At 65.5% G+C, this 12713-nt stretch carries 15 protein-coding genes; 5 read left to right on the forward strand and 10 right to left on the reverse strand.

What is annotated here, in order from left to right:
* Positions 1 to 53: 53 nt before the first annotated feature.
* Positions 54 to 1688, reverse strand: a complete 1635-nt coding sequence (locus AC2TZ7_RS08330; protein ID WP_489866555.1) for a pseudouridine synthase — start codon at positions 1686 to 1688, stop codon at positions 54 to 56.
* Between the two features lie 123 nt (positions 1689 to 1811).
* Here AC2TZ7_RS08330 and AC2TZ7_RS08335 point away from each other — a divergent pair, with 123 nt between their 5' ends.
* The 5 genes from AC2TZ7_RS08335 to AC2TZ7_RS08355 all read left to right on the forward strand — a co-directional run bounded on the left by AC2TZ7_RS08335 (position 1812) and on the right by AC2TZ7_RS08355 (position 4987).
* Positions 1812 to 2261 (forward strand): nucleoside deaminase, encoded by a 450-nt coding sequence (locus tag AC2TZ7_RS08335; protein ID WP_078599482.1) that lies wholly within the window; start codon positions 1812 to 1814, stop codon positions 2259 to 2261.
* A gap of 105 nt (positions 2262 to 2366) precedes the next feature.
* Complete coding sequence (locus tag AC2TZ7_RS08340) at positions 2367 to 2642, forward strand: peptidase (protein ID WP_489866556.1); 276 nt, start codon at positions 2367 to 2369, stop codon at positions 2640 to 2642.
* A 65-nt stretch (positions 2643 to 2707) separates the two neighbouring features.
* Positions 2708 to 3166: a PaaI family thioesterase gene (locus AC2TZ7_RS08345; RefSeq protein ID WP_489866557.1), complete on the forward strand. Its 459-nt coding sequence runs from the start codon at positions 2708 to 2710 to the stop codon at positions 3164 to 3166.
* Positions 3163 to 3687 carry a PaaI family thioesterase gene (locus AC2TZ7_RS08350; protein WP_489866558.1) on the forward strand — a complete coding sequence of 175 codons (525 nt, stop codon included), beginning with the start codon at positions 3163 to 3165 and terminating at the stop codon, positions 3685 to 3687. The genes AC2TZ7_RS08345 and AC2TZ7_RS08350 overlap by 4 nt, the downstream gene beginning before the upstream one ends.
* A complete protein-coding gene (locus AC2TZ7_RS08355; protein WP_489866559.1) occupies positions 3680 to 4987 on the forward strand; it encodes an MATE family efflux transporter in 1308 nt (435 codons plus the stop codon). Before AC2TZ7_RS08350 ends, AC2TZ7_RS08355 begins: the two co-directional genes overlap by 8 nt.
* 94 nt (positions 4988 to 5081) lie before the next feature.
* On the opposite strand, the gene AC2TZ7_RS08360 is transcribed toward AC2TZ7_RS08355, so the two are convergent.
* The 9 genes from AC2TZ7_RS08360 to hisF all read right to left on the reverse strand — a co-directional run bounded on the left by AC2TZ7_RS08360 (position 5082) and on the right by hisF (position 12687).
* Positions 5082 to 6413, reverse strand: coding sequence for a glutamine synthetase family protein (locus tag AC2TZ7_RS08360; RefSeq protein WP_489866560.1), 1332 nt, complete (start codon positions 6411 to 6413; stop codon positions 5082 to 5084).
* Between the two features lie 3 nt (positions 6414 to 6416).
* Entirely contained in the window at positions 6417 to 7244 is an 828-nt protein-coding gene (locus AC2TZ7_RS08365) for an ABC transporter permease (RefSeq protein ID WP_489866561.1), read from the reverse strand.
* Positions 7241 to 8119 carry an ABC transporter permease gene (locus AC2TZ7_RS08370; RefSeq protein ID WP_098410338.1) on the reverse strand — a complete coding sequence of 293 codons (879 nt, stop codon included), beginning with the start codon at positions 8117 to 8119 and terminating at the stop codon, positions 7241 to 7243. Before AC2TZ7_RS08370 ends, AC2TZ7_RS08365 begins: the two co-directional genes overlap by 4 nt.
* Positions 8120 to 8174: 55 nt before the next feature.
* Positions 8175 to 8897, reverse strand: coding sequence for a transporter substrate-binding domain-containing protein (locus tag AC2TZ7_RS08375; protein WP_098410339.1), 723 nt, complete (start codon positions 8895 to 8897; stop codon positions 8175 to 8177).
* A 32-nt stretch (positions 8898 to 8929) separates the two neighbouring features.
* Complete coding sequence (locus AC2TZ7_RS08380; protein WP_134331839.1) at positions 8930 to 9724, reverse strand: amino acid ABC transporter ATP-binding protein; 795 nt, start codon at positions 9722 to 9724, stop codon at positions 8930 to 8932.
* A gap of 163 nt (positions 9725 to 9887) precedes the next feature.
* Positions 9888 to 10331 carry a tellurite resistance TerB family protein gene (locus AC2TZ7_RS08385; protein WP_489866797.1) on the reverse strand — a complete coding sequence of 148 codons (444 nt, stop codon included), beginning with the start codon at positions 10329 to 10331 and terminating at the stop codon, positions 9888 to 9890.
* Positions 10332 to 10403: 72 nt separating this feature from the next.
* The gene (locus AC2TZ7_RS08390; RefSeq protein ID WP_489866562.1) at positions 10404 to 11435 is read right to left on the reverse strand and encodes an NADP-dependent oxidoreductase; all 1032 of its coding nucleotides are present in this window, start codon (positions 11433 to 11435) and stop codon (positions 10404 to 10406) included.
* A 182-nt stretch (positions 11436 to 11617) separates the two neighbouring features.
* Positions 11618 to 11929 (reverse strand): phosphoribosyl-ATP diphosphatase, encoded by a 312-nt coding sequence (locus AC2TZ7_RS08395; protein WP_078519676.1) that lies wholly within the window; start codon positions 11927 to 11929, stop codon positions 11618 to 11620.
* A complete protein-coding gene (hisF, locus tag AC2TZ7_RS08400) occupies positions 11926 to 12687 on the reverse strand; it encodes an imidazole glycerol phosphate synthase subunit HisF (RefSeq protein WP_098410342.1) in 762 nt (253 codons plus the stop codon). The genes AC2TZ7_RS08395 and hisF overlap by 4 nt, the downstream gene beginning before the upstream one ends.
* Positions 12688 to 12713: the final 26 nt, after the last annotated feature.

The raw sequence follows: 12713 nt of genomic DNA on the forward strand, positions 1-12713 counted from the left end.
AAGAGGGGAAAACCATGGCGGTTTTCCCCTCTCTCAAAGCGCGTTTTCGCCGGTCAGTCGCGATTGCCACCGCGCGGCTTGCCACCGAAGGGCTTGCCACCGGGTTTCCCGCCCGGTTTACCCGAATGCGACTTGAAGCCGCCGGAGCGTGCGGGCCGGTCGCCGCGCGCGTCGCCGTGGGACTTGAACCCGCCCGAGCGCGGCTTGCCGCCCGGCTTTCCGCCATGCGATTTGAAACCGCCCGAACGGGGCTTGTCGCCGCCACGGTCATCACGGCCACCTTCGTCGCGGTCCCGGTTGAAGCGCGACTTGTCGCCGAACTTCCCGCTGGGCTTGCCGCCGAACTTCCCGCCCGAGGAGCGTTCATCGCGGTCGCGGTTGAAGCTGGGCTTGTCGCCACGCGGCCCACGATCCGGACGGTCACCGCGATCTTTCGAGAAACGCGGACCCCGGTCGCCGCGCTCGCCTTCATCGCGATGCGACTTGAACCCACCGGTGCGCGGCTTGCGCGGCCCGTCGCGGAACGGGCGATCCTCGCGCCCGCCCTCTTCGCGGTCCTTGCGGAAGCGCGGTTTGTCGTCGCGACCACCCTCGTCGCGGTCGCGGTTGAAGCGCGGCTTGTCGCCACGCGGTCCGCGATCCGGGCGGTCGCCCCGGTCCTTCGAGAAGCGCGGCCCACGATCACCGCGCTCGCCTTCGTCACGATGCGATTTGAAGCCGCCCGTGCGCGGCTTGCGCGGACGATCCTCACGGCCGCCTTCGTCACGATCCTTGCGGAAACGCGGCTTTTCATCACGACCGCCGTCATCGCGATCACGCTTGAAGCGCGGCTTGTCGCCCCGATCCTTGCGCTCGCCGCGCTCCGGACGATCCCCACGCTCCTTGCGCTCGGGCTTCGCCTCGCCGCCTGCAGGCTTGTCGTCGAGCAACCCGCCAAGCTGGTCGCGCAGCATCCGGCGCTTCACTTCCATCACGTCGCCCGCTTTCATGTCGATCAGGCGGAATGGGCCATAGCTGATGCGGATCAGGCGGTTCACCTGGAAACCGATCTCGGTCATCGCGCGACGAATCTCGCGGTTGCGGCCCTCGCGGATGCCCACGGTCAGCCACGCATTCGCGCCCTGCTGACGGTCGAGCGAGACTTCCATCGGCAGGAATTCCTCGCCGTCGATGGTGATGCCCTGACGCAGCGGCTCGAAGCTCTGCTCGGTCGGGCGGCCATTCACGCGGACGCGGTATTTGCGCAGCCAGCCGGTCTCGGGCAGCTCCAGACGGCGCTTGAGGCCGCCGTCATTGGTCAAGAGCAGCAGGCCTTCGGAGTTGAGGTCGAGACGGCCCACGTTCAGCACGCGCGGCATGCCCTCGGGCATCTCGTCGAAGATCGTGCGGCGGCCCTGTTCGTCCTTCTCGGTCGTGACCAGCCCCAGCGGCTTGTAATAGAGCCACAGCCGCGTTTCCTGCGGCGCGTCGATGGGCTTACCGTCGATGGTGATCTTGTCGGACGCCGCCACGTCGAGCGCGGGCGAGGCGATCTGCTTGCCGTTCACCGCGACCTTGCCGGCGAGGATCATCTTCTCGGCGTCGCGGCGCGAAGCCACGCCCGAGCGCGCGATCACCTTGGCGACGCGTTCTTTCGCAGCGGATTTTTCGGCGGATTTCGGGGCGGAATTTTCGGGAGTGTCGGTCATGTCCGGTTCCTTCTAGGGGAGGGCGCGCGCGAGTCGCTCGGGCGCGAAAGATCGCGATCTACACCTTTCTGCTGCGCGTGGGAAGCGTCTTGATAAGCGCGGATTTGCAAGCGATGAAGAGCCATGGAATTCCGGTCTTTCATGCAACAGGCGCTCGCAGAGGCGCGCGAGGCGGCCAAGCGCGGCGAGGTGCCCGTGGGCGCAGTCGTCGTCTCCCCTGACGGTAGGGTGGTGGCCGCGGCTGGCAACCGCACCCGCGAGCTGGGCGATCCGACCGCCCATGCGGAGATCCTCGCGATGCGCGAGGCCTGCGCGCAGATCGGCTCGGAGCGGCTTCCGGGCTATGATCTCTATGTCACGCTCGAGCCATGCCCGATGTGCGCCTCGGCGATCTCGCAGGCCCGCATCGCGCGGCTTTATTACGGTGCGGCCGATCCGAAATCGGGTGGCGTCGCGCAGGGGCCGCGCGTCTTCTCGCATCCGCAAAGCCACCACGTGCCGGAAATCTACGACGGTATCGGGGCGGCGGAGGCGGAGGCGCTTTTGAAGGATTTCTTCGCCGCGCGCCGCTAGATCCGCGCCCGTCTGGACGGATTGCCTTTCCTGTGGCATATCAATCGCATCGCAGGCCCCAAGGGCCGCGACCCCCGACATTGGTATCAGTCAGAAGGAGCGGGCATGCGTCCGGCACTGCGTCTGCGCGAAGGTGGCCTTGCGGCTTATCAGCAAGAAATGAAATGGATCGCGCTGGGGCTCGGCATCGCCTCGACCATCGCCATCGTGCAGAACTGGTACCCGCTCAATCTCTTTCTCAGCCTGCCTTTCTGCATGATCTGGGCCTATCACGCGTGGCTCCATACCGAGCGTCAGCTGAAATATCTCAACATCATGTTCACCGGTTTCTACCTCTACGGGATCGCGCGCTATTTCCTTGTGTCGCAGGGTCAGGGCTGAGGCGCGGGTCTTGTAACCCCGTCGGCCAGCGGGGATAGTCGCGCAAGACATTCGGGGATGATTTCATGAGCGACCAGAACGACAAGATACTCGAACAGGCCCGCCAGTTCATCGAGGCGGTCCCGCATTCCCGCGCGCTGGGGATGCAGTTGGACGAGATCCGCCCCGGCTGCGCGACCCTGTCGATGCCCTATGACACGCGCTTCGTGGGCGATCCGCGCACTGGCGTGATCCATGGTGGCGCGGTCTCGGCGCTGATGGATACCTGCGCAAGCGCCGCCGTGATGAGCCATCCGCAGGCCGGAGCCTCCACCGCGACGCTCGATCTGCGCATCGATTACATGCGGCCCGCGACGCCCGGCCAGCGGATCACCGCGCGGGCCGAATGCTACCACGTCACCCGCTCGGTGGCCTTCGTGCGTGCCACCACCCATGACGAGGATGCCGAGCGTCCCGTGGCGACCGCCACCGGTGCCTTCACCGTCTCGCGCCCCGAAAAAACCAAATCGGAGGGGCAAGCATGAACCGTCCCAAGCCCGAACCCGTCCAGCAGGTCAAGCAGCGCCGCGACGGCGCGCTCAAGATGCTCGTCGAGGGCATTCCTTACGCGCAGTTCCTCGGCATCGGTTTCGACCGGCGCGGCGATGAGCTGACCGGCGTTCTGTCCTATGACGACAAGCTGATCGGCAACCCGATGCTGCCCGCGATTCATGGCGGGGTGACGGCGGCCTTTCTCGAGGTTACCGCGATCATCGAACTCAGCTGGTCTTACCTGTGGGACGATATCGAGGCCGGGCGGATCGATTTCGACGCGCTCACGCCGGAGAGCCTGCCGCGGCTGCCCAAGACGATTGATTTCACCGTGGATTACCTGCGCTCCGGCCTGCCGCGCGACGCCTATGCGCGGGCGCGCGTCAACCGCTCAGGGCGGCGTTACGCCAGCGTCCATGTCGAGGCGTGGCAGGATAACCGGACCCGGATCTTTGCCCAAGCGACCGGCCATTTCCTGATGCCCGCGCGGGATCTGCCCTCTAGTAATGGCTGAGATCACCCATGCGCGGGTTCTGAAGATCGCGCTGCCCATCGTCCTCTCGAACGCCACGATCCCGATCCTCGGCGCGGTCGACACGGCCGTCGTCGGCCAGATCGGCCTGCCTGCGCCGATCGGGGCGGTGGGGATCGGGGCGGTGATCCTGTCCTCGCTCTACTGGATCTTCGGCTTCCTGCGGATGGGCACGACCGGGCTCGTGAGTCAGGCACATGGCACGGGCGATACCGGCGAGGTCTCCGCCGGGCTGATGCGCGCGCTGATCATTGCGGGCATCGCCGGGCTGAGCCTCATCGTGCTGCAATTGCCGCTGTTCTGGGCCGCGTTCCAGCTCGCCCCCGCGAGCGACGAGGTCGAGCGCCTTGCCCGCGACTACCTGCAGATTCGCATCTGGGGCGCGCCGCTTACCATCTCGCTTTACGCCTTCACCGGTTGGCTGATCGCACTGGAGCGCACGCGCGGTGTCCTCTTGCTCCAAGTGACGATGAACGCGCTGAACGTGGGGCTGGACCTCCTCTTCGTGCTGGGCCTTGGCTGGGGCGTGCAAGGCGTCGCGGGCGCGACGCTGATCTCCGAGATCAGCGGTGTGGTGCTGGCGCTGTGGCTGTGTCGCGCGGCCTTCGCAGGCGGCTTGTGGCGCGCGCGCGCGATCTTCGACAGGGTGAAACTGGCAACGATGGCGCGGGTGAATACCGACATCATGCTGCGCTCGATCCTGCTGCAGGCGAGCTTCACCAGTTTCCTCTTCCTTGGCGCGGGGCATGGCGATGTGACCCTCGCGGCCAATCAGGTGCTGCTGCAATTCCTGCAAATCACCGCCTTCGCGCTGGACGGGTTCGCCTTCTCCGCCGAGAGCCTCGTGGGTCAGGCCGTGGGCGCGCATTCCGCGGCACGGCTGCGCCGGGCGAGCATCGTGTCCTCGCAATGGGGGATCGGCGGCGCGCTCGCGCTGGGCACGGTCTTCCTGCTCGCAGGCCCTGCGATCATCGACCTGATGACCACCGCCCCGAATGTCCGCATCGAGGCGCGCGACTATCTGATCTGGATCGCCGCCGCGCCGCTGATCGGCGGGCCGGCCTGGATGCTCGACGGCATTTTCATCGGCGCGACCCTGACTCGTGAGATGCGCAACGCGATGGTGATCTCGGTCGCGATCTACACGGCCGCGCTTTTTGTGCTGATCCCGCTTTTCGGCAATCACGGGCTCTGGGCGGGGCTGATGATCCTCAACGCCACGCGCGGCCTGACGATGGCGCGGCTCTATCCAAGGGCCGAGGCGAAAGCGGCAGCCGGGTAGGGGCGCTGCCCCTCTGCCTGCGCCCGGCCTGTCCCTTCGCCTTGGGAGAAATATCCCGGGGGTGAGGGCGAAGCCCGAGGGGGCAGCGCCCCCTTCAGACGGTATCCAGGTAAAGCTCGGTCTGTTCCTGATCCGACAGCTCGGCCATGTAATGCAGCTCCTGCCGCTTGGTCATGGCGAAATTGGTGATCAAGTCCTTGTCGAAGATGCGCGGCATGATCTCGCAATTCTGGAAGGCGTCGATCGCCGCTTCCCAGTCGGTGGGCATCTGCGGCAGGTCGAGCGCATAGGCGTTGCCCTTGATCGGCTCGGGCGCTTCCATCTTGTCCTCGATCCCGATCAGGGCGGCCCCCAGAATCGCTGCGATCATCAGATAGGGGTTCACGTCGCCGCCCGCCACGCGATGCTCGATCCGGCGCGCCTGCGGTCCCGAGGCCGGGATGCGCAGCGCCGCGGTGCGGTTCTCATAGGCCCAGGCGATGCCGGTCGGCGCATGGGCGTCGGGCACGAGCCGGTCATAGCTATTCTCATGCGGCGCGAAGATCAGGCCCGAGCCCGCCATCGCGGCGAGGCACCCGGCGACCGCGTGGCGCATTTGGTCCGAGCCTTGCGGCGTGCCGTCGTTGAAGATGTTGTTGCCCTCGGCGTCGAGCACCGAGAAATGCATATGCATCCCGTTTCCGGGCCATTCGTCGTAAGGTTTGGCCATGAAGGACGCGGCGAAGCCATGCGCGCGCGCCAGACCTTTCACCAGCATCTTGAACAGCCAGCTGTCATCGGCGGCCTTCAGCGGGTCGGGCTGGTGCGAAAGGTTGATCTCGAACTGCCCCGGACCCGCTTCGGAGATCGCGGTATCGGCGGGAATATCCATCGCCTCGCAGGCGTCGTAGAGCTGGCTGAAGAAGATGTCGAACGCGTCGAGCGCGCGGAGCGAGAGGACCTCGCCGCCGGTGCGGCGTTTGCCCGATCGCGGCGAGGGCGGCACGCGCAGCGTCTTGCCGCTGTCGTCGATCAAGAAGAACTCCAGCTCTGTCGCGACCACCGGGGTCAGCCCCAGCGCCTTGTAGCGCTCCACCACGCGCGCGAGCGCCTGCCGGGGATCGCCCGCATAGGGCTTGCCGTCCATATGGAACATCCAGATCGGCAGCAGCGCGGTCGGCGCCGAGAGCCACGGCATCGGCAGGAAGCCCCGCTCGGTCGGCATCAGAAGCCCGTCGGCATCGCCGGATTCGAACACGAGCGGGCTGTCTTCGACATCCTCGCCCCAGATGTCGAGATTCATCACCGAATAGGGAAAGCGCGTCCCTTCGGTGAAGACCTTATCGGCGAAGCGGGCTGGCAGGCGCTTGCCGCGTGCCACCCCGTTGAGATCGGCCGCCGCCACGCGGATCGTGCGAACGTCGGGATGGTCGTGCAGCCAGTTCATGTGTCACCTGATTATCTGCGGCCTGAACCGGAAGCGCTTGCGGCTTTCCTGCGGCAGATGGCGGTTCAGGCGGCGGTTGATCACCCCGAAAACCGCGATGACGCAGAGCGTGAGCAGGATGAAGTAGAACGCCGCGATCGGGTAGGGGATGAAGGGATTGAAGGTCTTGTCCGCGAAATATTTCGCGTAATAGAGCGCGTCGCCCTCCTGCCGGAACGCCGGGAAGCCCGAGAAGAACACGAGCGTGGTGGCGTGGAATAGGAAGATCGCCTCGTTGGTGTAGGACGGCCAGCCGAGCCGGAGCATCGTGGGCCATGTCACGCGCCGGAACTTGGTCCAGCCGGTCATGCCGTAGGCGTCCGCGGCTTCCATGTCGCCTTTCGGCACCGAGCGCAGCGCGCCGTAGAAGATCTCGGCGGCATAGGCGGAGGTGTTGAAGAACAGCACGATCAGCGCGCCTGCCCAGGCCCGCGTGATCCAGTCCGTCTCGATCGTGATCCCGAGGACCGGGAAGCCTGCACGGGGCAGCATCGCGAAGGCCTCATAGGCGAGGAAGAACTGGATGAAGAGCGGCGAGCCGCGGAAGACGAAGATGAACCACTCCGCTGGTTTGCGGATCAGCGCGCGATCGGAGTTCTTGGCGACCGCCAGCGTCGTGGCGAGGAAGAACCCTGCCAGCAGCGCGAGGATGCCGAAATAGAGGTTCCAGATCATCCCCGAGCCGATCAGGGTGAATTGCTGGCACATGGTAAAATCGGAGCGCGGCAGCAGCCGCTCGCCGATGCCGACGGAGCGCAGCCCGTAATCCGCGATGGTCTGAATGCAGCTCATGCGTCCGCCTTTCTCAGCGCTTCACCGGCAGCCGTGGCCTGCCCGAAGGCGAGGCGGCGGTTGATGCGGGCCAGCACGATCTCGGAGAGCTTGGTCATCACCAGATAGAAGACCAGCAGCACGAGGAAGTAATAGAGACGCCAGTCGGGATGCGGATAGGCGTAGATGCTCGACTTGGTCGCGCCGAGTTCGCGCGCCCAGTAGACGATGTCTTCGATGCCCAGCAGGAACAGCAGCGGCGTCGCCTTGATGAGGATCATCCAGAGGTTCGACAGGCCGGGGATCGCATAGGCCCACATCTGCGGGATCAGCACGCGGCGGTTCACCTGCGCGCGGGTCATGCCGTAGGCCTCGGCGGTCTCCAGCTGCGCGCGCGGCACCGCCTGCATCGCGCCGAACAGCACGTTGGCGGCGAAGGCGCCATAGACGATGGAGAAGGCCACCACGGCCAGCGCAAAGCCATAGGCCTCGTGATAGAATTGCGGGGCCGTGCCGAGCGGGATTTTCGCCGCGGCACAGACGTGGAATTCGTTGCCCGTCCAGGCGGGGCCGGGGTCGGAGCAGACCGCGCGTGACTTCAGGTATTCGAGGCCCTGGTCCATCGCGATCGGCACGAAAAGGAAGAAGATGATATCGGGCACACCGCGCACCATCGCGATGTAGCCGCGTCCGAGAAGGCGCAGCGGGGCGGCGCTCGACCGGGCGGCCAAGGCTCCGCCGAAGCCGAAGATCAGCGCCACCGGCGCGGTCACGGCCAGCAGGATCAGCACGATGCCGAACGAGCCATAGAACATGATCTGCTTACCTGTGGTCAGGTAGCAGAGCAGCCAGCCAAGCCCGTGAAGGGCAGAGGGATCGGAACAGCTTTCGAACATCGGACTTCCGGTCGGGACCGGAGCGGCTCATGCCGCCCCGGCCTCGTTTTCTGGATCAGTTCTTGAAGGTCATGGCGTCGTCGCCGAAATACTTCTTGAGCAGTTCGTTGAGCGTGCCATCGGCTTTCAGCTTGGAAATGCCGTCGTTGAACTTGGCCTTCAGCTCGGTGTCGGACTTGCGCAGGCCGATGCCGATACCTTTGCCGAGCTGCACGTCGTCGCCCACGAACTCCAGGTTGTCCTGGCCCGCGAAGGGCTTGAGCGCGTCCTTGTCGGCGAAGACTGCGTCGGCCTCGCCGTTCTTCACGGCCGCGATCGTGTCGTCGAGCGTGGCGTATTCGGCGAGCGTCGCACCGGTTTCAGCGACATGGGCCGCCTGAATGGTGCCGGTCTGCGCCGCGATCACGCCGCCCTTGAGGTCCGCGCCCGGGTCCATCGCCATGTAGGACGAGGCTGCCGGCGGGTAATAGGCCTGGGTGAAGTCGATGGTCTTCTCGCGCTCAGCGGTGATCGACATGCCAGCCATGATCGTGTCGTAGTTGCCCGAGAGCAGGTTCGGGATGATCGAATCCCAGTCATTGGTGACCCAGGTGCAGTCGAGGCTCTCCATCTCGCACAGCTTGTCGCCGAGCTCGCGCTCGAAGCCCGCGACTTCACCGTTATCGTCGATGAAGTTGTAGGGAGGGTAGGCGCCCTCGGTGCCCATGCGGACGGTCTGTGCCGCAGCGACGCCGGCCGAGAGGCCGAGGATGGCAGCGGTCAGGATCAGTTTTTTCATCTTGGTTCCCCGTTGTTAATTCTTGGGTTGGTTCAAGCCGGCGCGGTGGCCGACAGGAATTGTTGCAGGCGCGTCGATTTCGGCGCGCCGAACAGAGCCTCTGGCGGGCCCTCTTCCTCGATCTTGCCCTGATGCAGGAAGACGACGTGGTCGGAGACGTCACGCGCCAGCCGCATATCGTGGGTGACGAGGATCATGGTGCGGTGTTCGGCGGCGAGGTCCTTGATGACCTTCACCACCTCTTGCTGCAATTCCGGGTCGAGCGCCGAGGTGGGCTCGTCGAAGAGAAGCGCCTTGGGCTCCATGCACAGCGCCCGCGCGATCGCCGCGCGCTGCTGCTGGCCGCCCGAGAGCTGCGCGGGCCAGGCGTCGCATTTGTCGCCGATGCCGACCTTGTCGAGCAATTGGCGCGCCAGCGGTTCGACCTCTGCCTTGTCGCGGCCCAGCACCGTCACCGGCGCTTCCATCACGTTCTGCAAGATCGTCATGTGCGCCCAGAGATTGAACTGTTGGAACACCATCGACAGGTTGGTGCGGAACCGGGTGACCTGCGCGCGGTCGGCGGGGCGACGATTGAGCCCCTCGCCACGCCAATGCACAGACTCGCCCTCGAAGATCACATCGCCCTTCTGGCTGTCTTCAAGCAGGTTGCAGCATCGCAAGAGGGTCGATTTGCCCGAGCCGGAGGAGCCGATCAACGACACCACATGGCCGCGTGGCGCGGTGATCGAGACGCCTTTTAGCACCTCGAGCGAGCCGTAGCTCTTGTAAAGGTCACGGATTTCGATGACGGGCGCGTCTTGGGGCGCAGGCTCGTTTCGGGTCACGCAGGCAGCTTCTCTTTGTCCATCCGCGCAATCTGGCGCGATTTGACCGCCGAATGCAACTGCGTCTGCCCGGTTGACGATGGGGAAGGGGCCGAAATCACGAGCATCTGAGGAAAAAACAGGCGCGGAGCGGTCGCGCCCCGCGCCGGGGTGCCCGTCGAATTCAGGTGCGGCGGGCTTCGACGCGTTGCCGCGCCACCGCCGAATCGACGTCGTTGACGCCCAGAAGCTTCGCCGCGAGGCGGATCAACGCATCCTCATGGGCATCGCGCACGCCATCGGCCAGCGCCACGTCCCACAGCGCCTCGATCACGCCGGTGCGGTCCTCATAGGCGACCTTATCCTTCAGCGCGCGGGTGAAGCGGACCGTGTCGGGCGCGCCCGCCTCGACCTCTTCGGCGCGCTTGCGCATCTCGGTCGCCTCGAAGCCCGAGAGCCCGTTGCGCTGCGCGAGAACCCGGTCGATCCGGGCTTTCTCCTCTTCGGTATAGTTTTCATCCGACCGCGCGAGCCGCACCAGAAGTGCGCCAAGCGCCAATTCGCGATCGGCCCCCTCCATCGGATCGGGGGCGGGATCGTTGAGCATATCGAAGAGGCGTCCAAACATAGGCATAGAGATAAGCGATGCGCGGCGCAGGGCAAGTCACGGATGCGAAAGCCCTGCGCGCGTGTCTCGCTTTTAGCCGACTTTCACGACCATCTTGCCGAAATTGCGGCCCTCCAGCAGGTCATAGAGCCCCTGCGGCGCGGCCTCGAGGCCTTCCACCACCTGCTCCTTGTACTGAACCTTGCCCTCTTTCAGCCAGCCGGTCATCGCCTCGGAGAATTCCTGATAAAGCTCGATCGGGAAGCTGTCGAAGATGATGAAGCCCTGCACCTTCACCTTCATGCGCAGGATCGTCGAGAGGATCTGCGGGCCGTGATCGGGCCCCTCGGGCAGGCCTTGCAGGTTATACCACGCGACCATGCCGCAGACCGGCATCCGCGCGAAGGGATTGAGAAGCGGCAGCACGCCATAGAGCACCTTGCCGCCGACATTCTCGAAATAGACGTCGATCCCGTCGGGGCAGGCCGCGGCCAATTGCTCGGCGAAATCGTCCGCGCGGTGGTCGATGCAAGCGTCAAACCCCAGCGTGTCGGTGACATGGGCGCATTTCTCGGCCCCGCCCGCGACGCCGACGACGCGGCAGCCCTTGATCTTGGCGATCTGGCCCACCGTCGCGCCCACCGGCCCGGAGGCGGCGGCAACCACGACCGTCTCGCCCGGTTTCGGCTCGCCGATCTTCAGCAGGCCCGCATAGGCCGTGTAGCCCGGCATCCCGAGGATGCCCAAGGCCCAGCTCGGGTTCTCCGGCTCCGGCCCGAGATTGAGCACTTGTGTGCCATCCGAGACGAAGAAGTCCTGCCAGCCCGAGGGCGAAAGCACATAGTCGCCCTTCGAGAAGCCCGCGACATCGCTCTCCATGACCTCGGCCACGACCTGACCGGTCATCACGCCGCCGATCTCGACCGGGGTCGCGTAGGATTTCGCATCCGACATCCGCCCGCGCATATAGGGGTCGAGCGACAGATAGACGGTGCGCAGCAGCATCTCGCCCTTGCCCGCCTGCGGCACGGCCTCGGTCTCGAGCTTCAGCGTGTTCTCGTTCGGCGCGCCTTTCGGGCGTTCGGCGAGGATGATCTTGCGGTTGGTGTCTTGCGTCTGTGCCATGAAAGCCTCCTGTTTGAAGGGCCAGCTAGCACGCGGTTCGCGCAGGGAAAGGGGGCCAGCCCCCTCGGGCTTCGCCCTCACCCCCGGGATATTTCGGCAAGAGCGAAGACAGGCACGGACCGCGCCTTCGCTCTTGAGAAATATCCCGGAGTGAATGCCGTAAGGCAGAGGGGCAGCGCCCCTTAGCTGCGGGCCGCTTTCTCGGCGATGCCGGACGTCCCTTCGCGGCGCTCCAGCTCGGCCAGAACATCGGCCAGCTTCACGTCGCGCGCCGCCAGCATCACCAAGAGGTGATAGAGCACATCCGCCGCTTCATAGGTCAGGTTCTCACGGTCGTTCTTCGCCGCGGCGATAATCGCTTCCACCGCTTCCTCACCGAATTTCTCGGCGCATTTCTCCGGGCCCTTGGCCAGCAGTTTCGCGGTCCAAGAGGTGTCGGGATCGGCGCCCTTGCGGCTCTCGATGGTCGCGGCGAGTTGGTCCAGAATGCTCATTGCAGCCTCATCGGAATGCCCGCGGCGGCCATGTGCTCCTTGGCCTCGCGGATCGTGTATTCGCCGAAGTGGAAGATCGAGGCGGCGAGCACGGCCGAGGCCCCGCCCTTGGTCACGCCTTCCACCAGATGATCGAGATTGCCGACGCCGCCGGAGGCGATCACCGGCACGTCCACCGCGTCCGAGATCGCCTTCGTCAGCTCCAGATTGAAGCCCGAACGCGTGCCGTCGCGATCCATCGAGGTCAGCAGGATTTCCCCCGCGCCCTTCGCAGTCACGGTGCGCGCGAATTCCACCGCGTCGATCCCGGTGGATTTGCGCCCGCCATGGGTGAAGATCTCCCAGCGGCCCGGCTCCACGGTCTTGGCGTCGATCGCACAGACGATGCACTGGCTGCCGAACCGGTCGGCGGCCTCGGTGATCACGTTCGGATCGGCCACGGCGGCGGAGTTGAACGAGACCTTGTCGGCCCCGGCCAGCAGCAGCGCGCGCACGTCCTCATGGGTGCGCACACCGCCGCCCACGGTGAGCGGCATGAAACATTGCTCGGCGGTGCGGGTCACCAGATCGAACATCGTGCCGCGGTTTTCGTGCGTCGCGTGGATGTCGAGGAAGCACAGCTCGTCGGCGCCCGCCGCGTCATAGGCCTTGGCAGCCTCGACCGGGTCGCCCGCGTCGATCAGGTTCACGAAATTGACGCCTTTCACGACGCGGCCATCGGCGACGTCGAGACAGGGAATGATGCGGGTCTTCAGCATGGGCGGCGCTCCTTTGGCGCTTTCAT

It is taken from the genome of Thioclava sp. ISO4, from assembly GCF_058105145.1.

Excerpts from the sequence above, each read along its gene's own strand:
- hisF (WP_098410342.1), bottom strand. The coding sequence starts at position 12,687 with ATGCTGAAGACCCGCATCATTCCCTGTCTCGACGTCGCCGATGGCCGC.
- AC2TZ7_RS08395 (WP_078519676.1), bottom strand. The coding sequence starts at position 11,929 with ATGAGCATTCTGGACCAACTCGCCGCGACCATCGAGAGCCGCAAGGGC.
- AC2TZ7_RS08335 (WP_078599482.1), top strand. The coding sequence starts at position 1,812 with ATGGAATTCCGGTCTTTCATGCAACAGGCGCTCGCAGAGGCGCGCGAG.
- AC2TZ7_RS08345 (WP_489866557.1), top strand. The coding sequence starts at position 2,708 with ATGAGCGACCAGAACGACAAGATACTCGAACAGGCCCGCCAGTTCATC.
- AC2TZ7_RS08370 (WP_098410338.1), bottom strand. The coding sequence starts at position 8,119 with ATGTTCGAAAGCTGTTCCGATCCCTCTGCCCTTCACGGGCTTGGCTGG.
- AC2TZ7_RS08350 (WP_489866558.1), top strand. The coding sequence starts at position 3,163 with ATGAACCGTCCCAAGCCCGAACCCGTCCAGCAGGTCAAGCAGCGCCGC.
- AC2TZ7_RS08360 (WP_489866560.1), bottom strand. The coding sequence starts at position 6,413 with ATGAACTGGCTGCACGACCATCCCGACGTTCGCACGATCCGCGTGGCG.
- AC2TZ7_RS08340 (WP_489866556.1), top strand. The coding sequence starts at position 2,367 with ATGCGTCCGGCACTGCGTCTGCGCGAAGGTGGCCTTGCGGCTTATCAG.
- AC2TZ7_RS08355 (WP_489866559.1), top strand. The coding sequence starts at position 3,680 with ATGGCTGAGATCACCCATGCGCGGGTTCTGAAGATCGCGCTGCCCATC.
- AC2TZ7_RS08390 (WP_489866562.1), bottom strand. The coding sequence starts at position 11,435 with ATGGCACAGACGCAAGACACCAACCGCAAGATCATCCTCGCCGAACGC.
- AC2TZ7_RS08330 (WP_489866555.1), bottom strand. The coding sequence starts at position 1,688 with ATGACCGACACTCCCGAAAATTCCGCCCCGAAATCCGCCGAAAAATCC.
- AC2TZ7_RS08385 (WP_489866797.1), bottom strand. The coding sequence starts at position 10,331 with ATGTTTGGACGCCTCTTCGATATGCTCAACGATCCCGCCCCCGATCCG.
- AC2TZ7_RS08365 (WP_489866561.1), bottom strand. The coding sequence starts at position 7,244 with ATGAGCTGCATTCAGACCATCGCGGATTACGGGCTGCGCTCCGTCGGC.
- AC2TZ7_RS08375 (WP_098410339.1), bottom strand. The coding sequence starts at position 8,897 with ATGAAAAAACTGATCCTGACCGCTGCCATCCTCGGCCTCTCGGCCGGC.